Annotated in this window: 21 protein-coding genes; 7 read left to right on the forward strand and 14 right to left on the reverse strand. The window is 65.1% G+C overall.

Annotated features, from left to right (window positions below):
- Positions 1-245: 245 nt before the first annotated feature.
- The 12 genes from ACSLUQ_RS03190 to ACSLUQ_RS03245 all read right to left on the reverse strand — a co-directional run bounded on the left by ACSLUQ_RS03190 (position 246) and on the right by ACSLUQ_RS03245 (position 14007).
- A complete protein-coding gene (locus tag ACSLUQ_RS03190; RefSeq protein ID WP_461807681.1) occupies positions 246-1076 on the reverse strand; it encodes an outer membrane protein in 831 nt (276 codons plus the stop codon).
- A 188-nt stretch (positions 1077-1264) separates the two neighbouring features.
- Positions 1265-2305: an AraC family transcriptional regulator gene (locus ACSLUQ_RS03195; RefSeq protein ID WP_417770778.1), complete on the reverse strand. Its 1041-nt coding sequence runs from the start codon at positions 2303-2305 to the stop codon at positions 1265-1267.
- 230 nt (positions 2306-2535) lie between these two features.
- Positions 2536-3123 (reverse strand): nuclear transport factor 2 family protein, encoded by a 588-nt coding sequence (locus ACSLUQ_RS03200; RefSeq protein WP_461807682.1) that lies wholly within the window; start codon positions 3121-3123, stop codon positions 2536-2538.
- Between the two features lie 104 nt (positions 3124-3227).
- Positions 3228-4649 carry a DUF1254 domain-containing protein gene (locus ACSLUQ_RS03205; protein ID WP_461807683.1) on the reverse strand — a complete coding sequence of 474 codons (1422 nt, stop codon included), beginning with the start codon at positions 4647-4649 and terminating at the stop codon, positions 3228-3230.
- Between the two features lie 974 nt (positions 4650-5623).
- Entirely contained in the window at positions 5624-7516 is a 1893-nt protein-coding gene (locus tag ACSLUQ_RS03210) for a sigma-54-dependent Fis family transcriptional regulator (protein WP_461807684.1), read from the reverse strand.
- Positions 7517-7601: 85 nt separating this feature from the next.
- Positions 7602-8675, reverse strand: a complete 1074-nt coding sequence (locus ACSLUQ_RS03215; RefSeq protein WP_461807685.1) for a 2,3-butanediol dehydrogenase — start codon at positions 8673-8675, stop codon at positions 7602-7604.
- Positions 8676-8686: 11 nt separating this feature from the next.
- Positions 8687-9019: a carboxymuconolactone decarboxylase family protein gene (locus tag ACSLUQ_RS03220; protein ID WP_417770774.1), complete on the reverse strand. Its 333-nt coding sequence runs from the start codon at positions 9017-9019 to the stop codon at positions 8687-8689.
- Entirely contained in the window at positions 9019-9807 is a 789-nt protein-coding gene (locus ACSLUQ_RS03225) for a glucose 1-dehydrogenase (RefSeq protein ID WP_417770773.1), read from the reverse strand. Before ACSLUQ_RS03225 ends, ACSLUQ_RS03220 begins: the two co-directional genes overlap by 1 nt.
- 55 nt (positions 9808-9862) lie before the next feature.
- Positions 9863-10966 carry an acetoin dehydrogenase dihydrolipoyllysine-residue acetyltransferase subunit gene (locus ACSLUQ_RS03230; protein WP_461807686.1) on the reverse strand — a complete coding sequence of 368 codons (1104 nt, stop codon included), beginning with the start codon at positions 10964-10966 and terminating at the stop codon, positions 9863-9865.
- 1 nt (position 10967) lies between these two features.
- Complete coding sequence (locus tag ACSLUQ_RS03235) at positions 10968-11975, reverse strand: alpha-ketoacid dehydrogenase subunit beta (RefSeq protein WP_417770771.1); 1008 nt, start codon at positions 11973-11975, stop codon at positions 10968-10970.
- 22 nt (positions 11976-11997) lie between these two features.
- A complete protein-coding gene (locus ACSLUQ_RS03240; RefSeq protein WP_417770770.1) occupies positions 11998-12975 on the reverse strand; it encodes a thiamine pyrophosphate-dependent dehydrogenase E1 component subunit alpha in 978 nt (325 codons plus the stop codon).
- An 18-nt stretch (positions 12976-12993) separates the two neighbouring features.
- On the reverse strand, positions 12994-14007 hold the full coding sequence (locus ACSLUQ_RS03245; protein WP_417770769.1) for an ATP-NAD kinase family protein: 1014 nt from the start codon (positions 14005-14007) through the stop codon (positions 12994-12996).
- Positions 14008-14237: 230 nt separating this feature from the next.
- Here ACSLUQ_RS03245 and ACSLUQ_RS03250 point away from each other — a divergent pair, with 230 nt between their 5' ends.
- The 7 genes from ACSLUQ_RS03250 to ACSLUQ_RS03280 all read left to right on the forward strand — a co-directional run bounded on the left by ACSLUQ_RS03250 (position 14238) and on the right by ACSLUQ_RS03280 (position 20333).
- Complete coding sequence (locus ACSLUQ_RS03250) at positions 14238-15074, forward strand: IclR family transcriptional regulator (RefSeq protein ID WP_417770768.1); 837 nt, start codon at positions 14238-14240, stop codon at positions 15072-15074.
- Positions 15071-15829 (forward strand): ABC transporter permease, encoded by a 759-nt coding sequence (locus ACSLUQ_RS03255; RefSeq protein ID WP_461807687.1) that lies wholly within the window; start codon positions 15071-15073, stop codon positions 15827-15829. Before ACSLUQ_RS03250 ends, ACSLUQ_RS03255 begins: the two co-directional genes overlap by 4 nt.
- A gap of 51 nt (positions 15830-15880) precedes the next feature.
- On the forward strand, positions 15881-16885 hold the full coding sequence (locus ACSLUQ_RS03260) for an ABC transporter substrate-binding protein (protein WP_417770766.1): 1005 nt from the start codon (positions 15881-15883) through the stop codon (positions 16883-16885).
- Between the two features lie 76 nt (positions 16886-16961).
- On the forward strand, positions 16962-17801 hold the full coding sequence (locus tag ACSLUQ_RS03265; RefSeq protein ID WP_461807688.1) for an ABC transporter permease: 840 nt from the start codon (positions 16962-16964) through the stop codon (positions 17799-17801).
- A 38-nt stretch (positions 17802-17839) separates the two neighbouring features.
- A complete protein-coding gene (locus ACSLUQ_RS03270) occupies positions 17840-18682 on the forward strand; it encodes an ABC transporter ATP-binding protein (protein WP_461807689.1) in 843 nt (280 codons plus the stop codon).
- Between the two features lie 8 nt (positions 18683-18690).
- Entirely contained in the window at positions 18691-19512 is an 822-nt protein-coding gene (locus tag ACSLUQ_RS03275; protein ID WP_417770763.1) for a sugar phosphate isomerase/epimerase family protein, read from the forward strand.
- Complete coding sequence (locus ACSLUQ_RS03280; protein WP_461807690.1) at positions 19500-20333, forward strand: shikimate dehydrogenase family protein; 834 nt, start codon at positions 19500-19502, stop codon at positions 20331-20333. The genes ACSLUQ_RS03275 and ACSLUQ_RS03280 overlap by 13 nt, the downstream gene beginning before the upstream one ends.
- A 66-nt stretch (positions 20334-20399) precedes the next feature.
- Here ACSLUQ_RS03280 and ACSLUQ_RS03285 read toward each other — a convergent pair whose 3' ends face one another.
- Positions 20400-21203, reverse strand: a complete 804-nt coding sequence (locus tag ACSLUQ_RS03285; protein WP_417770761.1) for a shikimate dehydrogenase family protein — start codon at positions 21201-21203, stop codon at positions 20400-20402.
- Positions 21191-23170 (reverse strand): FG-GAP repeat domain-containing protein, encoded by a 1980-nt coding sequence (locus tag ACSLUQ_RS03290; RefSeq protein WP_461807691.1) that lies wholly within the window; start codon positions 23168-23170, stop codon positions 21191-21193. Before ACSLUQ_RS03290 ends, ACSLUQ_RS03285 begins: the two co-directional genes overlap by 13 nt.
- Between the last annotated feature and the right edge of the window lie 21 nt (positions 23171-23191).

A 23191-nucleotide genomic window follows, 5' to 3' on the forward strand; every position in this document is an offset into this window, starting at 1 on the left:
CGCGACCACCGGATGGCACCACATCGGGCACCTTGCACGGCATGCGCGTCGTCGCGTTACATTCCATAGCCATAATTCGGCGGAAGGGCGGGCGCAATCGCATTCGGCCCTGCGGGCCGTCCGCAACCGGCGATAACGGTTGCTGGCCTCTTGCGCCCGCGCCTGTGCCGGCAACGCGAAGTCCGCGCCGACATGGTGGAACCTGGGGCACAAGACTTGAATGACTTGGATGATGAGCTCGAATTCTAAAACTTGATGGAAACCCCCGCGATGGGGCCCTGAACCGTTACATCGAAATCGAAACTGCCGTTCTTGTAGTCAACACCGAGGGCGCGATAGCCGGCAACTGCGGAGAAGTGTCGGGATATCTCATATCCAATTCCTCCCATGACATCCCAACCGAAATTCGAGGAACCGCCGCCCGCGATAGCCGAGCCGGTGAAGTAAATGCGGTCAGTGACGTTCAGACGCCCCTTGATACCGCCCATGGCATCAACCCAGGTCTCTGAATCCTTGAAGGATTGACCGCCAAAGATGCCGCCTTTGAATTTGAGTGTGTTTTCGACAGACCACAGGCGTGCGCCAAAGACTGCATCCAAACGCAGGTTCGCACGATCCAGAACCGAATAGCCGGCAAGCGCGGTCGCAGACATCGTTGACGAGTCGAGTTCGACGCTCGTCGCCAGAACGCCGCGCGGGGTGGCCTGGTCCGTGCCCAGCTTCAGATAAAAAAGATCCGTTGAGAGGCTGAAAGGGCCGTTGCGGATTTCCGCTGCGACCATGGCCGAGAACCGAAGATCGTCTAGAATGTCGGAGAAGCCCATGTTGACATCGACACTGGGGGCTCCGAAAGACGCGACTTGGCCCGACATTCCAGCCGCCCAGAAATACGGAGCGACCTCAACGCTCCACTGGGGCGGAAAGACGTTTTCCTCAAGAGGGGTCGACGCAAAGGACGCACCTGGATCCGCAGCGATCGCTGGTGCTGCCTGAATGCTGGCAACCGCGGTACCGAGTCCGACCAACAGGGTGCGCAGCGCCACCGCGTTCTTCAATCGCCCAGACAGAGTTTCCATTCACATGTCCTTTGCTTCGCAGGCGTATCGACGATTTGGCACAACGCATCGTGACGGCATCGTCCCCTGGGAACCGGAATGTCCAGGGTGTCCCGGGCGCATGTTGTCCATCCAGCGGTCCTTGCCGAATATCGGACGTGTGACGATCCTTACGTTTAGGAAGGAAGAGGCTCTTCCTGCTTTGCATTTCACGCCAGCCCGGCAGGCTGGTGGAGACGTCTGAACTCCACGGGAGAACATCCCTTCCAACGGCGGAAGGCTCTGGTGAAACTTGCATGATCCTCGTAGCCGAGGAGCAAGGCTATCTCCATGATGGCATAGCTTGTTTCACGCAGGAGACTTACTGCCCTCTCGTTTCGCGCAATGGTCACGATGTCACGGTAGGAGTATCCCTTTTCCAGAAGCTGCCGTTGCAGGCTGCGGACGCTAAGCCCGGCCATCTGTGCCGCACCATCGATGTCGGTTCTTCCATCCAGAAGGCGAAGCGCGGCAATCGCCGACACGGAACGTGCCGGCTCCGGCGCGCGGGAAAGGACATTGTCGGCAACCACCTCTCGCAAGGTGATGATCGCGGACGCAGCTCCCTCGGGTCTGCGCGCTTTTCGCACGTCAAGGTCGCCGGACTTGAAGGCGATCCCGGTTCCCTTGCATCCGAAGCGGACGGGAACCTGCAGCCGATCTTCCACCAGATGGGCGTCGTTGTCCCTTTGATAAGGAACCTCAATCCATTCCGGTGACCAGTCCAGCCCGAGAAACTGCCTGGCAATGATAATCATGGGGCCGATCAGGTGATCGATATGCTGGGCCTGCGGTTCGAGCGGCCGTTTGACATGGCGCCAGAGCATGGCCGTGCCGCTTTGAACAAGTTCCAGCCTGCCGTCGGACGCATGGGCCCAAAAGGTAAGATTGTAGCGTCGGATCGCCTTGCCCAGAGTGTCCGCGGTGGCACCATAGCGCCCCCACAGTCCGTACCCCCAGGCCTTCTGCATCTCGAAACCGATCTCGAGGCCGAAGGTCCGGTCGCCGAGTTCGCGTCCGCATATCTCGAAAAGGCTGATCATGGCCGGGAGGGGAATGGGCGTGTGTGGTGAGCCGATAACGTCTACGGGAAGGCCCACTTTCTCGAAAACGCGCCACAGTGCCTGCTCGCCGGCTCTTTGCTCAAAGATCGCCGGAAGTGGACCGAAACCACTGGCTCTGACCAAGAGTATCGACCTGCTGTCGCTCATCGCCCTTGTCGCTTTGGCATTGTGTTGGAGAACCGGACACGGATCCTGATAACGCTCATTGCCTTGCGCAAGCGAAAAACAGTTTGAGGGAGGATCATCCGTTGCGCGGGGCGATACTCAGGCGAAGCGACATACGGTCAAAAGAATGCCTCCCAAATGTGAATTGAATATCAAATCAGGATTTGGGAGGTGGACTTATTGCAGTTCCTTCTGGAGGGATTTTGCCTGTTTTATTTTTCCGAAACGGGTGCGTCCGGGAAATCATGCCAGCGCTGGATCTTCCAGCCGTCGGAGCCTTTCACCAGCCAACCTTCGTAGTTGAGGCTCGACACGGCAGCGAAGCTCTTGCCGTCCTTGGCGTTGGTCAAAAGCCCGGCGACACTGATGTGAGCGGTGTCAGCGGTCTGATCCAGGAACAGGATGTTGGACATCAGATGCCGGCGCTGGTTTCCCGAGGTGCTGAACTCCCTCATCCGCTCCTTCCAGAATGTCCGGAAGCCATCTCCGGTGAACGACACGGCCCCCGCACCCGGTACGCCGGCGACGAACACGGCGTCAGCCGTGAACAGTTTGAACCAGGAATCCGCCTCGTAGTTGTCGTAGGCAAAGGAATAGGCGTAGAGCAGATTGGCGATCGCCAGCCGGTCGGCGGCGTCGAAGCCGACAGCTCCGGGATTGTCTTGCGGGACGTATGTCCGAAGTGGCTTGGCGTCCTTCGCGATGCTCGCTCCTTCGGGAAGCGCGGTTTCGGCCAGAGCCGGCAAGGACGCGGCGGCGAGGAGCGAGCCGATCATGGCAAGGGGGATGAGCTGCTTCATGTCTCTCTCACGTTGGTCTGTGTCAGACGCCACGAAAACGGATCCGGCGCGGTACGGCCGGATCCGTTCGGATACATTGGCCCGAACGGCCATCGAGATCGTGTTTATTGCGCGGTGTGGACGGAAAGCTTGCCAACCTTGGTAATGGCCGGCGGGGCCCACTTGCCAATCAGGGCCGAGGGCTTGGGTGCATACAATCGCATGGTCACGTTGAACGGACCGTTGGGGGCCGGGAGCCAGTTGGCTTCCTTGTCCTTGCCGGGGTTTTCGTGCTGGAAGTACAGATCAAGCGATCCGTCCGGGTTCTTCTGCATCGGCATCCAGCTCGACAGGGCGAAACGGTTCAGGCTGTTGGCGACCTGATAGCCGTCGTTGTCGTAGATCGTGACCGACCAGAAGGCATTGACCGGGGGGATGTCGGTTGCATCAAAATGCAGGACATAGTCGTTGGTTCCGTTGAGAGGATTGCCGTCACCATCCGCCATGGCGATGGGATAGACGGCATCCGCCGGCAGGTTTGCCCCGAGACCGAGCTGAGCCATCAGGGCCCGCTTGAGATAATAGGTGCCGTAGACCCCCACCGTGTCGATATCCATCGACCACTGGTTCACGAAGTTGGCAATGCGCGGGCTCTTCCAGGCCATCAGCTTCTGCGCGGTGACGGGTGCGTCCGTAAGCGCCGACTGAACAAGGGGGCTCGCTGCGTCGAAGTCGAAACTCTTGCCTTCCTCAAACCCGAGGCGGGCCATGCGCGCCAGTATCGGCTGGTCGGTGATGTGCGACGTTTCAGCCTTCAGGAGTTCCGCGCCGTAGGTGAAGTAGCTCCGGCCGGGCATGGTATCGACCTGCTTTTTCGGCGGCGTCTTCGTGTCAACGGTCGGATCTGGCGAGTAGGCGGGTTTGGTAACCTGCTGTCCCCATTTGGAGAGGGGGGTCACCTTGAAACCGGCCTGGACTTTGTGAACGGCCTCATAGTCGGCCGGTCCGTCCGTCTTGGTCCGTCCGATGATCCAGACATGGTTCGTCGGGGCTTTGATGTGATGCGTCTCTTTCGGAAGGCCAAGCTGATCGGCAAAGTCTTTACCGAGTTCCGCGCCGTTCTCCGGTTTCCAGCCAGGGGCGGTGACCAGGAAGGTTCCAGCCTCGGTTCCTGTTGTCCGGGAGCCCGGCGAAGCGAAGACATCCGTCCACATGTCGAGCATCGGCAGAAGGTAGTAGCGCCCGTCGGTGTCGGGCGCCGAGACGATCATCGGTTCATCCCGGAGGTCGAGAAACGTCGAGGAGTAGAGCGTGTCGAAGTTGGGCCGCACGACAGACTTTTCATCCGCCGTCGGGTAGGCCGGGATATTGGTGAACCAGTTCTCACCGCCGCCCATGGACCCGGGGCCGGGCTTGATGCTCATCAGCTGCCGACGCGTCAGGTCCATTGTGATGAGCGGATAGAAATAGAGATAGGCTTCCACCGCGATCTCGTTGGCTTCCGACTGTGTCAGGTCCTTGGCCTGCGCGAAACCGTTTGCGAACATGGTGACGGACGTCGCGAGCAAGACGCCTGTGAGTGCTGCCTTTATTTTCAATTTTCATCTCCAAGCCTGGGAGTTGCCCTGTTTGTTCGAACGTCGGCCGCGGAAATTTTCATGGAGACTTGTCTGAACGGCGTGTCGACACCAGAAAGCCAAGAATCGTCCATCACCAAAAAGGGAGAGGGAGTGGCCGATTTCCAGCACCTTTCAGACGTCTCTCCTCACGGGCCCGAAGCGGCCTCTGAGAACCAAGAGCATGATACTGAGTGCAATTGGATCGGTTGCGCTTTGCATTTTCCGCCAGAGCAAATGGCGGGCATCGAACGAAGCCGCAGCCTTGGCGCAAGGACCATTCATCCGTTTCGTGCAAGGCGCCGGCCTGCAAAAAGCGAAAGCCATGTCGCCGCTGCGATGGTTGGACGATCTGCGTGGACGGTTTGGTCGCGCGTACGCCGGCAGCCCGCTTGCGGCTCCCGTACCGGTCGCCCGCCGACATTCGAGCCGTCACGGACCCCTGCCAAAAGTCCCGGACTGGATTGAGGAGAAGATTGAATATCCTGGTACGGACGGCGGGACTCGAACCCGCATAGCCAAGGCTGAGGGATTTTCGTACCAACTACGGCTTTCGCCGCCGCCTTCCGGCGTTTGTGGTCTGGACTATACCTTCACCGTAGCCAATGCCTTAGGTGCTGCCCGTCTAGTCTCTACACCTTCCCGATCGCTCGGGCTTGGCTCGGGATTGCCATCTGACAGGGTTCCCCGAATTTGAGCAGTTCTACGTCCGGCGTTTCCGCCAGCGCACTCAAGTTTGCCTTAAGTCCCTTGTGTCTACCAATTCCACCACGTCCGCATGGGCATCTCTGCTAGCAAAGCGGTGGCCAATGCTCAACCTGGAACTGCGTCGGTGGCGGTTGTCGAGGCTACCGTCGCCGGTTTGGCAGTGGATGGCCATGTCCGTTCCGCCTTGCGCCTGTTGCTCAGCCGCGCGGGGGGAGGCCGGTGAGGCCCAGTCTTTTCATCCGGCGGTAGATGGTGCTGCGGTCGACGCCGGAGCGGCGTGCGGCGGCCGAGATGTTGCCGTCGCAGGACTTCACCAGCGCGCGCAGGGCCTCGGCTTCCTCGGCCTCCATCGCCTGCCGGACGGGCAGGCGGATGCGGGCGGGGCCTTGTGCCACATCGCTCGGCAGGTCCTCCGGAAGGACCGGGCTGCCCTCGCACATCGCAGCGCACAATGCGCAAAGGTTCACGATTTCGCGCACGTTGCCCGGCCAGTCGTACGCCAGAAGCATCTGCATCGCAGGGCCGGAGAAAACGGGTGTGCCCTCGGTTCGCGCGGCAATGCGGTCGATCAGCCATTCCAGGTCCCGCCGCAGCCTGACCGGCGGGATGTCGAGCGACAGGCCGTTCAGGCGGTAGTAGAGGTCCTGGCGAAACCCGCCCTCCGCCACCATCGCGGCCAGATCGCGGTGCGAGGCGGAAATGACGCGGATGTCCACCGGCTCGGCGCGGGTGCCGCCAACGGGCAGCACCTCGCGTTCGGAAAGCACGCGCAGCAGCCGCGCCTGCAGCCCAAGCGGCATGTCGCCGATCTCGTCGAGAAACAGCGTGCCGCCGCTTGCCTCGCGGATCAGGCCCTTCTTGCCGCGCGCGTGGGCGCCGGTGAAGGCATTGGGCGAATAGCCGAAGAGCTCGCTCTCGATCAGCGCCTCGGGCAGGGCGGCGCAGTTGATCGCGACAAAGGGGCCGCGACGGGTGCTGGCCTCGTGCAGGGCGCGGGCGATGAACTCCTTGCCGGTACCTGTCTCGCCGCGCAGGATCACGCTGATCTGCCGGTCGGCGACCTTGGCACCGCGCTCGGCCAGGCGTTGCAGCGCCGGATCGCCGCCATGGATCTCGCGCAGGGCGGTGGGCAGGGGGCTTGTGGCGCGCGGGGCCGGCGCGGTCGGCGGCACGGCGCGGGCGAAGAGCAAGCCGCCGGCCTGCTTCTCGAGCATGCCCTCGCCCTGCGCGAGCGAGTGCGACAGCTTCGGCAGGTCCTCGACCTCATAGGCGAAGATGTCCGAAAAACGCCGGCCGATCAGCGTGGCGGGCGGCGTGCCCGCCGTCAGCATCTCGGCCGCGTTGCGGGTCATGCCGCTGATGCGCCCGCCCGCGTCTATGGCGACGGCGGCCATGGGGTCGACGTCCAGGAATTCGGGCGAGGGATTGAGCCGCAGGATCCAGTCGCTGCGACGGCTGCGCACCAGATTGGCCATCTCGATCCGCCGGACGCAGGATTTCATTACCTCCAGCGTCAGCGCCTGGCTCATCTTGTTGTGCGGAGCCTGAAGGTGCGACAGGTCGAGCACGCCGATCAGGCGACCCAGGGCATCATGCACCGGAACGGCGGTGCACGACAGCGGTGTCAGCGCCATGTCGAAATGATCCGTGCGGTGCACGGTTATCGCCCGGCCGGAGGCGAGGCAGGCGCCGACGCCATTGGTGCCGGCGTTGCTTTCGTGCCATTCCGACCCGGCGATCAAGCCGGCATGGCGCAGGTCGCGGTCCAGATCCGCATCGCCGATCGTGTCGACGGTGACGCCGCGCGCGTTGGCCAGAAGCAGCACGTATCCCATTGCATTCACACGGCGGAAGAGATCCTCCATGCCGTGGCGCGCCATGCCGAGCAGTTCCTCGGAATCCTGTCTGTGCTGGCGAAGTTCACGCTGGGTGAGAATGCGCGGCCCGGCACGCCGGGCAGGGTCGAGCCGGTGCTCGTTCAGGCAGCGACGCCATGAAGCCAGGACATCGTCGTCTCGATGCGACCGTTGTCCCTCGGCAACGCGGCTGATTTCGAGGACATGCGTCCCCGTCTCCTGCGCTCCGTCCATCGACTCCTCCCAAAGCCGGGGCGAAGATAGCACTTCTTCTTCGCCCCGGTCCAGAAAGCTCGATGGTTCCGTTGCCGGTGTGCCGTCAGCCGGCAAGATCTATCAGGATCTTCAACTGCGTTCCCGCCGGATCAAGCAGCGCCTCGAAGCCCTCCGAGACGGCCTGCTCCAGCGCGATGCGCCGGGTCACGACCCGCTTTGCCGGGATCGCGCCGGATGCGATCAGCTCGATGGTGCGCGGCCAGCTGTGGGTCGGGTAGCACCAGGAGCCGCGGATCTCGGCATCCTTGAAGGTGAGCTGGAAGAAGTCGACGCTTCCCTTGCCCGGATGCAGTCCGGTCTGGACGATGACGCCCTGCTTGCGGATGGCGTCCAGGCAGGACTGGAGGGCGCGCTCGTTGCCGACGCATTCCAGCGCAACGTCGCAGCCGATGCCGTCCTGGGTGCCGGCGCGGACCCGCTCGCCGACATCCTCGCGCGCGGCGTTGATGGCGACGACGCCGGGCACGATCTCCTCGGCAAGCTTCAGCCTGGTCTCGTTCACGTCGGAGACGAAGAGCCTGGTTGCACCGAAGGCCCGCGCCGTGAGCAGCGCGAGGATGCCGATGGGACCGGCACCCGTGACCAGCACGCTGCTTCCCGCCGTGATCCGCCCGCGGTCGCAGGCATAGACGCAAACGGCGGTCGGCTCGACGAGGGCGGCTTCCTCGTCCGACATTTCGGCCGGGATCTTCTCGACGTTGTAGTCGTTGAGGAGGGCCATCTCGGCCATGCCGCCGGAAACCCAGCTCAGCCCGACGAGCGCCAGGCTGCCGGAGAGGTTGTGCCAGCCGCGATCGGCGAAATACTCGCCGCCGCGGGGCATGATCAGCGGCTGTACGGAAACGCGGTCGCCGACCGCGACCTTGGTGACGCCCTCGCCGACGGCCTCGACCGTTCCGCCAAACTCGTGGCCCAGCACCTGCGGCAGCTCTGCGCCGGAGTAGGGGTGCGGCTCCTTGGGGATGAAGATCGGGCCGCTGGCGTATTCATGCAGGTCCGTGCCGCAGATGCCGACGAAGCGGTTGCGGATCAGCACCTGGCCCGGGCCGGGCTGCGGCGGGACGGGAATTTCTTCCAGGCGCAGGTCCTTGGCGGCGTGAAAACGCAGTGCTTTCATGGGAGTTCCTTTCACAGTTCGTCGAAGGCGGCCAGCGCCTTGCCAGCGTAGACCGTGCCCGGACCACCCGACATCTCAATGGCAACGGCGAGGATCTCCACAAGCTCCTCGCGACTTGCGCCGCGGCCTTTTGCCTCGTGGGCGTGAAAGACGATGCAATCCTCGCAGCCGCGCGCGACGGCAACGGCGATGGCGACCATCTCCTTCATGGCGGGCGACAGCCTGCCTTCGCGCGTTGCCGAGGCCATCAGCTCGCGAAAGGCGCCCATCGTCTTGCCGTCGGCCTTGTAGAGGGCCATGGCGCGGGCATTGATCCCGGCGAGCTTCTCCTTTGCATCCGCCATCAGACCAGCACCATGCCGCCGTCGACCAGCAGCGACTGGCCGGTCATGTAGTCGGAGCCCGAGGAGGCCAGGAAGATCGACACACCGGCGAGATCGTCGGGGCGCGAGGGGCGACCGAGCAGGATGTCGGCGGAAAACGACTCGAACGCCTCGTTGTCGCGACTGGTCAGCCCTTCGTCCTTGAAGCCCTTGTCGATCAGCTTCCACATGTCGGTCGCCACCACGCCCGGGCAGATCGCGTTGACGTTGATCTTGTGCTTGCCGAAGGCGCGGGCAGCCGCCTGGGTCAGGGCGACGACGGCGAACTTGCTGGCCGAATAATGCGCCAGCGGCTCGTAGCCTTGCTTGCCGGCGATCGAGGAGGTGTTGATGATCTTGCCCCCGCCGCCTTGCGCGATGAACTGACGGGAGGCTTCCTGAATGCCGATCAGCACGCTCATGGCGTTGACGTCCATGACGCGGTGCCAGTCGTCCTCGGTGATGTCGTTGAAGGGCTTCACCTGCGCGATGCCGGCGTTGTTGAACATCACGTCGAGACGGCCGTACTCGGCGACGGTGCTTTCGATCAGCGTCCTGACGGTTGCGCGCTTGGTGACATCGACCGGAAGGCCGATCGCCTGTCCGCCCGCCTTCCGGATTTCGGCCGCGGTCGCCTCGGCGGTTGCCGGATCGATGTCGGCGATGACCACGCGGGCGCCGGCGCCGGCCAGTCCCTCCGCTATGGAGCGGCCGATGCCCCGGCCCGAGCCGGTGACGATGATTGCGCGATTTTCGACGGAATTGCTCATGTTTCCCACCCGTTGAAAGGCGGCTGCCCCCGGTGGCGGGGAACAGCCTGTTGCGTTAGCCGATGAAAGCGCGGATCAGCCGGTTGACCTCGGCCGCCTGCTCCATCTGGACCATGTGGCCGGCGTTCGCGAGCACATGGACCGCCGCGCCGTCGACGTTGGCGGCATGCGCGACCGGGATGATCGCGTCCGCCTCACCCCAGATCACCTGTGCCGGTACGCCGGAGGCGGAAAGGGCGGCGGCGATGGTCTCGGCCTGCCGGCCCTTGGCGAAAAGGGTCGCCGACAGCTCGCCGAGGAACTCCCGCACGCCGTCGAGGCGTTTGAACTTCAGCAGGTCCTCGACCATCGCGCGGGACACCAGGCTGCGGTCATTGAACAGATGGGCGAGCACCGGCTTCAGGTCCTTGCGCCCCTCGGCTGCGACGAAACCGTCGATATAGTCGGCGTTGATCGCGTCCCCGAGGCCGGCCGCGCAGACGAGCGTGACGGAGGCGACCCGGTCCGGATGGTCGATGGCGAGACGTCCGGCGACCAGCCCGCCCATGGAATGCCCGGCCAGATGAGCCTTTTCGAGCCCGAGATGATCCAGGAAGGCGAGGACGGTCGAGACCATGAGCTCGAGAGCCGCGGGGCGCGCCGTCTTGACCGACTGGCCGTGGCCGGGAAGGTCCAGTGCATAGACCGGCCCGCCCTCGGCAAGCGTGTCGATGTTGAAGAGCCAGTTGTCGAGATCCCCGCCGAAGCCGTGGATCAAGAGAAGCGGCGTGCCCTCGCCGGGACGTTCCGCGTAGCGGATGCGACCCGCCGGAAGGTCGGCGAAGCGGTAGACGGGGCCGGCCTCCTCGTCGTCGCCGCCGGCGGCGGGAACCTCATAGGCGGCGACATAGGCGTCGACCTGCTCGTCGGAAACGGAAGCGGGGGCGAGCACGGCGAGCAGCGCGCGCACCGGATAGACCTCGCCCTCCTTGCCGACGCGCCGGCGCAGGAGGCCGCCGTCGGCGGCCTCGACGACATTGGCGATCTTGTCGGTCTCGACGTCCATGATCTCGTCGCCGGGAGAGATCGTGGCGCCTTCCGCCACATGCCATGCGGAGAGCCTGCCCTCCTGCATGGACAGGCCCCATTTCGGCATCAGGATCGGAGTTATGTCTGCCATTTCAGTTCTCCATGGCCTTTCGGACGGCCTCGGCGATGCGGGCGGCCGACGGCACGTAGATGTCTTCGAGCGCGGGCGAGAAGGGCACCGGCGCGTGCGGGGCGGTGACCATCCGGATCGGAGCCTTGAGCAGGTCGAAGCCGTCCTGCGCAACGGTGGCGGAAATGTCCGCCGCGATTGAACAGCGCGGGTTCGCCTCGTCGACGCAGATCAGCCGGCCGGTGACCTCGACGCTTTCCAGGATCGTGTCCATGTCGATGGGAGACAGCGTGCGCAGGTCGATGACCTCGACCTCGATGCCGTCCTTCTTGAGCAGGTCGGCGGCTTCCAGCGACCGTCCGACCATCTGTCCGTAGGTGACGATGGTCGCATCGCCCCCCTCGCGAACGATGTTCGCCTCGCCGAAGGGGATTGTGTAGGCCTCCTCCGGCACGTCGCATTGCGAGGCGTAGAGGTTCTTGTGCTCGAGGAAGATCACCGGGTCGTTGTCGCGGATCGACTGGATCAGCAAGCCCTTGGTGTCATAGGCGTTGGAGGGGCAGACGACCTTCAGACCCGGAATGTGGGTGAAGAACGGCGTCAGCATCTGGCTGTGCTGTGCCGCCGCGCGAAAGCCGGCACCGCACATCGCGCGGATCACCACCGGCGTTTCCGCCTTGCCGCCGAACATGAAGCGGAACTTGGCGGCCTGGTTGAACACCTGGTCGAGACAGACGCCGATGAAGTCGACGAACATGAGTTCGGCCACCGGCCGCAAGCCGGCGGTCGCGGCTCCGATGGCCGCGCCGACATAGGCGCTTTCCGACAGGGGCGTGTCCATCATCTGGTTCGGGTGCTTGTGGTACAGCCCCTTGGAGACGCCGAGCACCCCGCCCCAGGCGTCGTCCTCGCCTTGCGCGCCGGCACCGCCGACAATGTCCTCGCCCAACATGATCACGGTGGGGTCGCGCGTCATCTCCTGATCGAGCGCCTCGTTCACCGCGTCCTTCATGCTGATGATACGTGCCATTTTCTTCTCCTCCCCTGGTTCTTCAGTTCACGTAGACGTCAGTGGTCAGTTGCTCCGGACCGGGCAGCGGCGCGGCGATGGCCTCGGCCACGGCCTCGTCGATGAGGGTCGCAACCTCGGTGTCGATGGCATCCAGCTCGCTGTCGGAGATGATGCCGGCCTCGGTGACCTTCTGGCGGAAGAGCTTCAGGCAGTCGTTGTTGGCCCGGTTGTGCTCGTTCTCTCCCGGTGCCTTGTAGGTTTGCGCGTCGCCTTCGAAGTGGCCGAAGAAGCGAACGTTCTTGCACTCCAGGAGCGTCGGGCCGGCGCCCTCGCGGGCGCGCTTGATGACCTCGCCGGCGGCCTCGAAGACCGCGAAGAAGTCGAGCCCGTCGACGGTGATGCCGGGCATGCCGAAGCCCGTGGCGCGGTCGACGTAGCTGTCGGAGGCGGTGGCGTAGTCGACGGAGGTGGATTCCGCATAGCCGTTGTTCTCGACCACGAAGATCGCCGGCAGGTTCCAGATCGCGGCCAGGTTCATGCTCTCCAGCACGGTGCCCTGGTTGGAGGCGCCGTCGCCGAAGAAAGTGATCGCGACCCCGTCGTGGCCGAGTTTCATCGCCGCGAGCGCGGCGCCGCAGGCGAGGGGAGCGCCCGCGCCGAGAATGCCGTTCGCCCCCATCATGCCGAGGCTGAGATCGGCGATGTGCATGGACCCTCCCTTGCCCGCGCAACAACCGGTCGCCTTGCCGTAGATCTCCGCCATCATCGCCTTCACGTCGACGCCCTTGGCGATGCAGTGGCCGTGGCCGCGATGGGTCGAGGCGATGCGGTCGCGGTCGTGCAGGTGCATCATGATGCCGACGGCGGTGGCCTCCTCTCCGGCGTAGAGGTGGACGAAGCCGGGGATCTCGCCGCGCGAGAAGTCGACGTGCAGACGCTCCTCGAAGTCGCGGATCGTCTTCATCCTGCGATAGGCGTCGAGCAGCCTATCCTTGGGCAGCGGAAACGGATTGGTCATGAACTCCTCCCTTGTCGTTCAGTTCTGGTTGCTGGAGAAAAGCCCGGTGGCGGCCGCGTGGGCCATGCAGGCGGGAACGTCGATGGTGGCGAAGGCGTCGGTTACCAGGCGGATCGCCACGTCGTCCTTTTCGCTGAAGGTCAGCTCGCGCTCGCCGTCGAGGGCGAGCGAGCCGGCGCGGATCGAGGGGCGGTAGACTTCACCCGGCACCATGCGGGCGGTGGCCTCGATGCCCATCTCGTCGATCAGGCCCGGGGCGATGGGCGCGCGAAGCCTGTGGGCGGCGTCGCGCGACAGGCGAACGTGCCGCCCCTCGGGCGTCGCGCGGTCCACCGGGTCGGTCAGTCCGGCGATCGAGGACATGCCGATCGCCTGGGGAAGGGCAAAGGCGACGAAGAGGTCGCGGAAACCCGCGGTTTTCCAGATCGCACGGGCGCCGATGAAGCGATCCTCGACGACGGCCACATCCACGAGTGCGATCTCGCTGCGCCCACCCACCGTCACCTCGAGCCACTTGTTGCGGGCAAGGGCGCGCTCGGGCGGAACCTGCCCGGTGACGGCGAGGCCGACTGCCAGTCCGGTGATCGTGGGCTCGCGCATTTCGGGAAAGGCATTGTTCGTGCCGGTCGAGACGCCGGCCACCGGAAGATCGCCGCAGGCCTGCACGACGACGCGGTGCGTGCCGTCGCCGCCGAGCACCACGACGGCGCTGACACCCTCCTCGCGCATCATGCGGGCGGCGTGGGCGCTGTCCTCCGCGGTCGCCGTAACGCGCATGTCGAGATAGCGCATCCGCGGAAAGCAGGAGCCCCCCCGGCGCGCTTCGCGCTGGATGCTGCGCTCCAGATGAAAGCGGATGCCGCCGTGCTCGGGCATCATCACCACGTCGCCGACGCCGGTCGCCGCCAGCCCGGCCATCATCCGCAGGACGATGTTTGCGCGGTCGTTGATGGGCAGATTGCCCGCGTGCGATATCACCCGCCGGATGTCGCGGGCAGAAATCGGATTGGCGATAACGCCGACCTTGATCATGTGTGTCCTCCCGCCGATCAAGGTCAGCAACGCCTGTGCCAGTTTCAAAAGCGCGGTTTTCCGGGGAGGAGAGCTCTGCAGTGTTGCGCGGCATGCAACAGATGTGGCGCAACAGGGCGTCGGCGCCACGCTGCCGCAGGCGACATCGGCAGACGCGGAACGGATAGTTTTAGAAACATATTCCAATTTGGAACGAGGTCCCATATGATCGCCCCAAGAGGAGAAACCCAGTGACGGTCGCAGCTGTATCCAGGTGCCTGAAGTTGTTGGAGATACTTGCCGGTGAGCGCGAGCCGGTGGAGTTGTCCGAACTGGCGACGCGGCTCGACATCCCGCCGAGTGCCGTGCATCGGCTCATCAGCACGCTGCTCGACCACGGCTGGGTCGTGCAGGATCCCGCCAGCCAGAACTACGCCCTGTCACTGCGCATGAGTTCGCTTGCCTTCCGCAACCTCGACGGCCGCAACGTGCCCGACGTGGTGCAGGCGGCGCTGAACCGCCTGGCGGCGGAAACCAGGGAATACTGCCGGCTGGCCATTCTCGAGGGGCAGGACCTCGTTTGGGTGGCGCGTGCGCAAGGCGCCGTGACGGGCCTGCGCTACGACCCCGACATGGGGCAGGAGGTGGTTCTCCACGCGACGGCGAACGGCAAGGCCTGGCTGGCGACGCTGCCCGAGGAGGAGGCGCTCGCCATCGTCTATTCGCGCGGCTTCAAGGCCAATCGCGAACTCGGTCCCAACAGCGCGACATCGATCGACGATCTGCGGCGCAGGCTGCGCGAGACCCGTGAGCAGGGGTTCGGCACCTCCGTTGAGGAAGCCGAGGCGGGTACCGCGGCGCTGGCGGTGCCGTTCCGCTCGGGCCCCGACGAGAGCGATCCGGTGGCCGGGACGATCTCGATCGCCGGGCCGCTGCTGCGTATCGGGCAAGAGCGCTGGCCGGAGCTTGCCGATGCGCTTCATCGCGCGGCGGAGGAAATCAGCCAGTTATGGCCGTTGCGCAAGCGCCAGCGCAATGTGTCCGGCTTCGAACGCTTCGGCGCAAACGGGGCGAGAGCGATCCAATGAGTGAGGTTTCCACGTTCCGACGCATCGTCGAGCCGGTGCTCTGGTTCGCCGGGCTGCTGGCGATCTGGCAGGTGTGCGTGCGTGTGTTCGAGGTGCCCATCTTCGTGCTGCCGGCGCCTTCGGACTTCCTGGCCGACATGGTCGAGGAACGCTGGCGGCTGTTGCACCATGGCCTGATCACCACCCGGCTTATCCTCGTCGGCTTCGTCGCGGGCGCGGTGCCGGGGATCGTGCTTGCCTATCTGATCGCCAAGTTCCGGATCGCGGAGCAGATCCTCTATCCCATGGTCGTTTTCATCCAGGGGCTGCCGAAGGTGACGCTGGCGCCGCTCATGCTGGTCTGGTTCGGCTTCAGCGACCTTCCGAAAGTGCTTCTGACGGCGCTGATCACCTTCTTTCCGGTGATGGTCGACAGCGTCACCGGGTTCAAGTCGATCGATCCGCGCCAATACTACCTGAGCCGCTCGGTCGGGGCGTCCTGGTGGCAGACATTCCGCCTCTTCGAGCTTCCCTCTGCCGCCCCGAGCATCCTGTCGGGCATGAAGATCACCATCGTCATCGCGGTCACCGTCGTGATCGTCGTCGAGTGGCTGAACTCGCAGAACGGTCTTGGCTACCTCGTGCTGCGGGCGATGGACAGCTCCAACACGCCGCTCATCTTCGCCGTGCTCGTCGTCGGCTCGCTGATCGGGGTGTTTCTGAGTTTCGGGATGTCGTTGCTGGAGCGCGTCCTGTTGCCGTGGCGGAGGTTCTGAGCCAGGGCGATCAATTGCCAGCCTGAATAACCTGAAGTTGGGAGGAAGGTCATGACGTATTTCGGGAAACTGATCGGCGCATCCGCTGTCGTGCTCGCGGCCGGGCTGATGTCATCGGGGGCGATGGCGGCCGACAAGCTGACGATGCAGATGAACTGGACGGCGGACTCCGCGCATCTGGGCTTTGCCGTCGCGCAGGCGGAAGGGATCTACAAGAAGTACGATCTCGACGTCGATCTGGTCGAGGGGCGCGGGTCGTCCGTGGCGGCGCAGCTCGTTGCCACCGGCCAGGTCGACCTCGGCTACGCGGATGCCGGCGCGGCGCTCAATGTCGCCTCCAAGGGCGCGCCGATCAAGATCGTCTCGACGATCTGGAAATCCGGACAGTTCGGCATTCAGTTCCTGTCGGATTCGGGCATCTCCAAGCCCCAGGACCTGGTCGGCAAGAAGCTGGCGGTCTCGCCCGGCTCGGCGATGATGCCGCTGATCCCGGTGTTCCTGAAGGCCAACGGGATTGCCGAGGGCGATGTGGAGATCGTCACGGCCTCGGAATCCGCCTTCCTCGGCCTGCTGACCTCGCATGAGGTGGACGCGGTCTCGCAGACGCCGGAGAACATCGTGGTGCCTCTCGCCGAACAGGGCATCGAGGCCGGCAACATGTATTTCTATGACAATGGCGTGCCGATCGCGAGTCTGAGCCTCGTCGCGCGCGAGGACAAGATCGCGCAGAAGAGCGACGTCTTCAAACGCTTCATCGAGGCGACCGCCGAGGGCTGGAAGATGGCCATGGCCGATCCGGACAAGGCCATCGAGGACCTGCAGAAGGTCTTCCCCGAAACCGAGAACTCGGCCGCGTCGCTGAAGCAGGCGGCCGCCTTCAGCTTCGCCTCGGTCTGCCCGGGCGGCACGGGCGATGTCATCGGCGTCACCGCTCCGGAGACCTGGGAGAAGATGTTCTCGGTGATGACGACGGCCATGAGCATGTCCAACGACAAGCCCGTGACCACCTACTACACGAACGAGCTGGCCCCGGCCACGCCCGTCACCTGCCCCTGATCGATGCGGTCAGCCGGATGGGGCACGCCTGTCGCGCCCCCTCCGGTAGGTGACGAAGGAACAGCAGGAACAACGGATGGCAACGTCCCCCGAACCGCCCGCGATGGCCATGCGACGCCAGGGCCATAGCTTGCCGCTCGGCGTCTTCGCGCATCTGCGCGGATCATTCGTCGGATCCTTCCTGATCGGCGTGCTGTCGATCGCGGCCCTGCTCGGCCTGTGGGAGGGGCTGGCGATCTGGTTCGAGGTGCCCGCCTGGCTGGTGCCCAAGCCCTCGGACTTTCTCGGCAGGCTGGTCGATGACTGGCGGATCATCGGGTATCACGCACTGGCAACCTCCGTGACCATTGCCGAAGGCTTCGCGCTTGGCGTGGTCGTCGCGGTGCCGATGGCCCTTGCCATCGTGTCGGTGCCGGCGCTGGAGCGCGGGCTCTACCCGGTGGTCGTGTTCCTCAACATCATGCCGAAAACGGTGATCGGGCCGATCCTCATCATCTGGTTCGGAATCGGGCCGCTGGTCGCCGCGCTGATCGTCTTCCTGATGTGCTTCTTCCCGGTGCTTGTCGATTCCATGGCCGGCTTCAGGGCGGTCGATCCGCGCCTGTTCTACATTTCGCGCTCCATGGGCGCGACGCAGTGGCAGAGCTTCTGGAAGTTCCGCCTGCCGGCGGCGATGCCGGAGATCTTCTCCGGCATGAAAATCGGCGTGGTGAAGGCGGTCGAGGGCGTGATCATCGCCGAGTTCATCGCCTCCAACAAGGGACTGGGCTTCATGATCATGCAGGCCTCGAGCTTCATGGACATGCCGCTGATGTTCGCGGGCCTGATCGCGGCGGCGCTCGTCGCGCTGGTCTTCAACGGTGCAATGGGCGTGACGGAACGCTGGCTGATGCCCTGGGAACGAAGCGGGCACTGAACCCGCTGCCAGGAAAAGGAAAGAACAGGATGGCACGAATGGCAGAGACCACGGAGCCGTATCACAGTGCACTTGCGTCCTCGGACGAGGGCGACACCGTTGCCGTCGGTGCGTCGATTGTCGCCAGGGGAATTTCCAAGATCTACGGGCAGGACGGCCCGAACCCGTTTCACGCGCTGGGCCCCATCGACCTCGACGTGAAGCCGGGCGAGTTCGTCAGCCTGATCGGCCCTTCGGGTTGCGGCAAGAGCACGACGCTGCTGCTGGTCTCCGGCTTGGAGCCGGTCAGCGACGGCGTGGTGGAGGTTGACGCCAAGCCGTTGACCAAGCCGATCTCCGAAGTCGGCATCGTGTTCCAGGACCATCTGCTGCTCGACTTCCGCACCGCGATCCAGAACGTGATGCTGCAGCAGGAGATCCGCGGGCTCGACAGGGCGAAGCTCTTCGGACGCGCGGAAATGCTCTTCGACCGCCTCGGCATCAAGGGGAGCGAGAGCAAGTATCCGCGCCAGCTCTCCGGCGGCATGCGCCAGCGGGTCTCCATCGCCCGGGCTCTGGTTCACGATCCCTCGATGCTGCTGATGGACGAGCCCTTCGGCGCGCTCGATGCGATCACCCGCACCCAGATCCGGCACGACCTGGAAATGCTCTGGCTGGAAACGAAGAAGACGGTGCTCTTCATCACCCATTCCATCGAGGAGGCCGTCGGCCTTTCCGACCGGGTGCTGGTGATGTCGCAGAGCCCCGGCCAGATCGTCGAGGAGATCAAGATCGACCTGCCGAGGCCGCGTCCGGCGCATCTGGGTGAATATCCGGAGTTCTCGAAATATGCCGAGCGGATCTACCGGATCTTCTCGAAGCTGGGTGTTTACAAGTTTTGAGCGCGGCGATGACAGGGGTCGTCTTCAATCACGCAACGGTGCGCGAACGTGCCGACATGCTGACGTTCCTCGACCTCTGTGCGGGGCGCGGGCTCGACACGGTGTCGATCTGGGGCAACGAGATCGACAAGGTGGGCGAGGCGCGGGCGCTGGAGGCGATCCGCGCGCACGGACTGTCGGTCGCCGGTTACAACCGCATCGGCCCGTTCACGGCCGAGGGGCTTGGCGCGGCGGAGGCCGAGCTGGAGCGTGCCGCCCGCTTCGGGGCCGACCATGTTTTCCTGTTCACGGGCGGGCTTGAAGAGGGCGCGCGCGACCTTCCCGGCGCGCGACAGCGGGCCGAGGAGACAATCGCCGGCCTGCTGGAGCGCGCCCGGCGCGTTGGCGTCAAGCTGGCGATAGAGCCCTTGCACCCGATGCTTGTCGGCGACCGGACGCTGATCTCCAGCCTGAGCCACGCGAACGACATCTGCGACCGGCTGGGCGAGGGCATCGGCGTTGTTGTCGACGTGCATCACCTGTGGTGGGACGAACGGCTGGAGGCGGAAATCGCACGTGCGGGTCGGGCCGGCCGGCTGCTTGGCTTCCATGTCAACGACTGGCTGGTGCCGACGCGGCACTTGCTCACGGACCGGGGCATGATGGGTGACGGCGTGATCGACCTTCCCGGCATCGAGGCGATGATGCGTCGCGCCGGGTTCGGCGGACCGGTCGAGGTGGAGATCTTCTCCAGCACCTGGTGGCAGCGCGATCCGGCGGAGGTGATGGATATCGCCTTGGATCGCTGCGCGAGGATTTTCGGAACGGAGCAGGCGGCATGGGCGGATTGATCCCCAACCTGGATGGCGCGTCGCGGATCTATGCGGTCTTCGGCGATCCGGTGGCGCAGGTGCAGACACCGCGGCTGGTGAACCCGATCTTCGCCGCGGCCGCGTGCAACATCTTCGCCGTTCCCTTTCATGTCACTCCGGCGCAGTTCGACAGCGCCTGGGATGCGTTTTCCATGCTCGACAACGTCGCCGGCATCGGCGTGACGGTGCCGTACAAGGTGGCGGCCGCGCGCAAGTGCGCGACGCTGACACCGACGGCGGAGGCCGTTGGCGCCGTTAATTCGATCCAGCGCAGTGCGGACGGGAGCATGCACGGGGCCCTGTTCGACGGCACCGGCTTTGTTCTGGGGATTGGCGCGCACCGGGCGCGTCTTGCCGGCGCGCGGGTGCTGATGGTTGGCGCGGGCGGTGCCGGGCGCGCCATTGCCCATGCGCTGGCGGGCGAGGGGATTGCCTCGCTGGCACTCGTGGACCTCGACCCCGACGCCATCGCCTTCACCGCCTGGATGGTCAATGGCCTGTTGAAGCGCGAGGCGGCCACCGCCCTCGATCCGCTGGCGGAGGCGAGGTTCGACGTCGTGATCAATGCCTCGCCCATCGGCATCAAGGGCAATGCCGGCTTTCCGATCTCGCCGGAAGCCTTGCACAGCGACATGCTGGTTGCCGACATCGCGGCGCTTTCGGGCGAGACACAGCTTCTGCGCGATGCGAGGGCGGCCGGCGCGGCGACCTCGGACGGCAACGACATGCTGCAGGCGCAGATCGCGCTGATCGCCGGGTTCGCGTCCGGACTGCCCGCTGGAACGCCGCTGGGAGCCTGAGGCAGCACAGCCGAAGCCGCGACGACCCGGACGTCTCCGCAGCGCAGCCGCGCGGGCGGTTGTCGGCTAGCCCCAGAGCGCGCTGATGTGGTCGGCGATGAGCCCGACCTGACCCTCGATCATCCGAAGACCGGAATGACACGCGACGCCACGACGTTTCGCGGCCTCGAGCAGCGGCGTGGTCTCCGGTTGGGCGATCACCTCGGCCATGGTCATGCCGGGATGCAGAAGGTCGGGATCGAGCGGCAACGCGTCCGTATCCTTGAGGCCCAGCGAGGTGGCGTTGATCACGAGCTGGCCGGCTTGCGGCAGGGGATCGCCGGCGCAGGCGTATTCGCGGCCCAGGTCGTCGTTGACCTTTCGGGCAAGCGCTTCGGCCTTGGCCCGGGTTCGATTGGCGACGATGATTTGCGAGGCGCCCGCCCCGGCAAGCGCGAAGGCAATGGCGACGGCGGCTCCGCCGGCGCCGATCATCAGGCAGCTTCGCCCGGCAATCGCGATCCCGGCGGCATTCAGTCCACGCACGAAGCCTTCGCCATCGAACTGATACCCCTTGAAACTGCCGTCTTCCTCGCGGCGAACCAGGTTCACCGCGCCGACGCGCTCGGCAACATGGTCAAGGCTGTCGCAAAGCGCCAGCGCCGCCTGCTTGTGGGGCAAGGTAATGCCGAAGCCGACAAGGTTCGGCATCGCCTTGAGGCCAGCCCAGCAGACGGCCAGATCGTTTGTCGGCACATGCAGGGGCACGCAGGCGATATCCGCGCCACGGGCCGCGAACAGCGGGTTGATCGCTCCGGGCGTGCGGGCCTGGGCGATCGGATCTCCGATCACGCCCATGAGCCGGGTGCCGCCGCCGATCACGACTGCCATGACAGATCCTCGCGCTTGAGCCAGACCATGCTGCCGTCCTCGACGCCGACGATCAGGTCGAGCGCGCCGCGTCCGGCCCAGTCGACCGCCTCGGGCGAGGCGACGTGCATGGCCATGGCGATCGTCTCTCCCTTGTGCTTCATCGCCACGGGCAGGGCAAAGCGCGGTTCCTCAGGCGTGCCGACATTGCGGGCGTAGAAGAGGCCGGCCTGTTTCGTGGTGTTGCGCGGCGCACCGGTTGCCGGGTCGTCGGGGACGCAGGCCCGGGCGTGGGTGCCGAAGATCAGGTCGGTGCGTCCGCTGCCTTCCCAGTCGCACAGGCAGAGCTTCACGCGGCCGCGTCCGCCGCCCACGTCCACCGTGAAGCGGATGTCGCGGCCGTCCTCCCACTTGAGGTGGCGCTTGTCGGCGAGTTCCGTGTCCGACACTTTCGTCCAGTCCGAGAGCACACCATCCTCGTCCAGGGCGAGATAGTGCAGCGGACCGTCGCCGCCCCAGTCGGTTACGGCAGGGCGCACCCGCCAGACGGTCTTGAGCGGCTTGCCCCGGACGGTGAGCAGCTCCTCCTGCGCGAAGACCGGGGGAACGGTCCCCTTGCCGAGGTTTCGGAACAGGCGGTGATAGCCGGTCACGTCGCTGACGAGCAGATCGCCGGCGCCCGAGCCCGTCCAGTCGGCGACGGTGGGGCAGGTGTAGCCGAACATCTTTTCCGAGGGGCCCTGCACGGAGCCGGTAAGGCCGGCGGCGATGCGCACCGGCTGACCGGCCGCCGTCAGCATGACTTCCTTGTCGAGATGGCGGGGATCGCTATCGCCCCGGTTCGCGTAGAACAGAAGCTCGCCGGTGCTGTTGCCGACAACGAGGTCCGGGCGGCCGTCGCCGGTGAAATCATGGGCAGCCGGCGAGGGCAGCACGCCGGCGTGGATCAGCGGCCGGGTGGTCTGCACGCGGCCGATCTTCTCGAAACGCGGCTGGCCGTCGTCTCCCTCGCCGCAGTTCCTCAGATAGGTCACATAGCCATCCTCGGCGCCGACGAGAATGTCGAGCCTGCCATCGCCGTTCCAGTCGGTGACACAGGGAAGATGGATGCACTGGTCGAGCTCGAGGACCTCGTCGCCCGGCGTGCGCACCAGGGTGTTCGGCTCGAAGTGGCCATCCTGGCGCTGGCGGGCGAGGTGCAGGATGTTCCAGAACTCGCCGGCGATCAGGCTCGTCTCGCCGGGCCGGAAGGTGCCGAACGCGGGCGCAAGCTGGCCGTAGACCTCCAGCGGCGTGTCACCAGCCAGCAGCGGACGGCCTTTCTCGAGAACCGGTGCGGCGAGCGATCCGGTGTTCTTGAAGGCATAGAGAAAGCCGCGCAGCGGGCCGCCGAGCCAGCGTCCGGCGGCGTCATAACCGCGGTAGCCCTCGTCGTTCCATTCCAGTCCGTTGGGCCAGTAGTCGTCCCAGCTGTCGCTGCCGACGATCAGCTCCGGCACGCCGTCACCGTCGATGTCATGGAACCGGACCATGTGGAAATATTCGTTTCCCTTGACCCAGTCGGCGTCGAGCTCGAGCACCACCGGCTCGCCGAACTCGGGCGCGCCCCGGCGGCCGATGTTGGGGAACAGGTAGATCTGGCGCCGCATGCGGGACGCGGACACGAGGTGGAAGACCTCGCCATCCGGAACGGCGGTCACGTATCCGCGAACGCCCTCGACGCATTCCTCCTCGCCGAGGATCGGCGTCCCGTCGTCGTTGGTGCCGATCTGCCGGCGCAGGAAGACCTTGCCGTCGTAGCAGGGGTCCCAGGTCGAGAGCAGAAGGTCGCGCGCGCCCGTCCCCGTCCAGTCGACCACGTCGACGCAGGTGATGATGCGCCCCGCGACGGAGGCCGAGGCGACATCCGGATGGTAGCTGAGCGCCTCGGGGCCATAGTCCGGCCCGTGCCAGACAGTTGCATCGTCCTCCCACCTCTTGACGTTCACGCGACGAACCTCCTTGTCGAC

The organism is Stappia sp. ICDLI1TA098, assembly GCF_054880955.1.

Coding starts and splice junctions, on each gene's coding strand:
- ACSLUQ_RS03215 (WP_461807685.1), bottom strand. CDS start 8,675: ATGAAAGCACTGCGTTTTCACGCCGCCAAGGACCTGCGCCTGGAAGAA.
- ACSLUQ_RS03210 (WP_461807684.1), bottom strand. CDS start 7,516: ATGGACGGAGCGCAGGAGACGGGGACGCATGTCCTCGAAATCAGCCGC.
- ACSLUQ_RS03260 (WP_417770766.1), top strand. CDS start 15,881: ATGACGTATTTCGGGAAACTGATCGGCGCATCCGCTGTCGTGCTCGCG.
- ACSLUQ_RS03235 (WP_417770771.1), bottom strand. CDS start 11,975: ATGGCACGTATCATCAGCATGAAGGACGCGGTGAACGAGGCGCTCGAT.
- ACSLUQ_RS03205 (WP_461807683.1), bottom strand. CDS start 4,649: ATGTTCGCAAACGGTTTCGCGCAGGCCAAGGACCTGACACAGTCGGAA.
- ACSLUQ_RS03190 (WP_461807681.1), bottom strand. CDS start 1,076: ATGGAAACTCTGTCTGGGCGATTGAAGAACGCGGTGGCGCTGCGCACC.
- ACSLUQ_RS03230 (WP_461807686.1), bottom strand. CDS start 10,966: ATGGCAGACATAACTCCGATCCTGATGCCGAAATGGGGCCTGTCCATG.
- ACSLUQ_RS03285 (WP_417770761.1), bottom strand. CDS start 21,203: ATGGCAGTCGTGATCGGCGGCGGCACCCGGCTCATGGGCGTGATCGGA.
- ACSLUQ_RS03240 (WP_417770770.1), bottom strand. CDS start 12,975: ATGACCAATCCGTTTCCGCTGCCCAAGGATAGGCTGCTCGACGCCTAT.
- ACSLUQ_RS03265 (WP_461807688.1), top strand. CDS start 16,962: ATGGCAACGTCCCCCGAACCGCCCGCGATGGCCATGCGACGCCAGGGC.
- ACSLUQ_RS03270 (WP_461807689.1), top strand. CDS start 17,840: ATGGCAGAGACCACGGAGCCGTATCACAGTGCACTTGCGTCCTCGGAC.
- ACSLUQ_RS03220 (WP_417770774.1), bottom strand. CDS start 9,019: ATGGCGGATGCAAAGGAGAAGCTCGCCGGGATCAATGCCCGCGCCATG.
- ACSLUQ_RS03195 (WP_417770778.1), bottom strand. CDS start 2,305: ATGAGCGACAGCAGGTCGATACTCTTGGTCAGAGCCAGTGGTTTCGGT.
- ACSLUQ_RS03280 (WP_461807690.1), top strand. CDS start 19,500: ATGGGCGGATTGATCCCCAACCTGGATGGCGCGTCGCGGATCTATGCG.
- ACSLUQ_RS03245 (WP_417770769.1), bottom strand. CDS start 14,007: ATGATCAAGGTCGGCGTTATCGCCAATCCGATTTCTGCCCGCGACATC.
- ACSLUQ_RS03255 (WP_461807687.1), top strand. CDS start 15,071: ATGAGTGAGGTTTCCACGTTCCGACGCATCGTCGAGCCGGTGCTCTGG.
- ACSLUQ_RS03275 (WP_417770763.1), top strand. CDS start 18,691: ATGACAGGGGTCGTCTTCAATCACGCAACGGTGCGCGAACGTGCCGAC.
- ACSLUQ_RS03225 (WP_417770773.1), bottom strand. CDS start 9,807: ATGAGCAATTCCGTCGAAAATCGCGCAATCATCGTCACCGGCTCGGGC.
- ACSLUQ_RS03200 (WP_461807682.1), bottom strand. CDS start 3,123: ATGAAGCAGCTCATCCCCCTTGCCATGATCGGCTCGCTCCTCGCCGCC.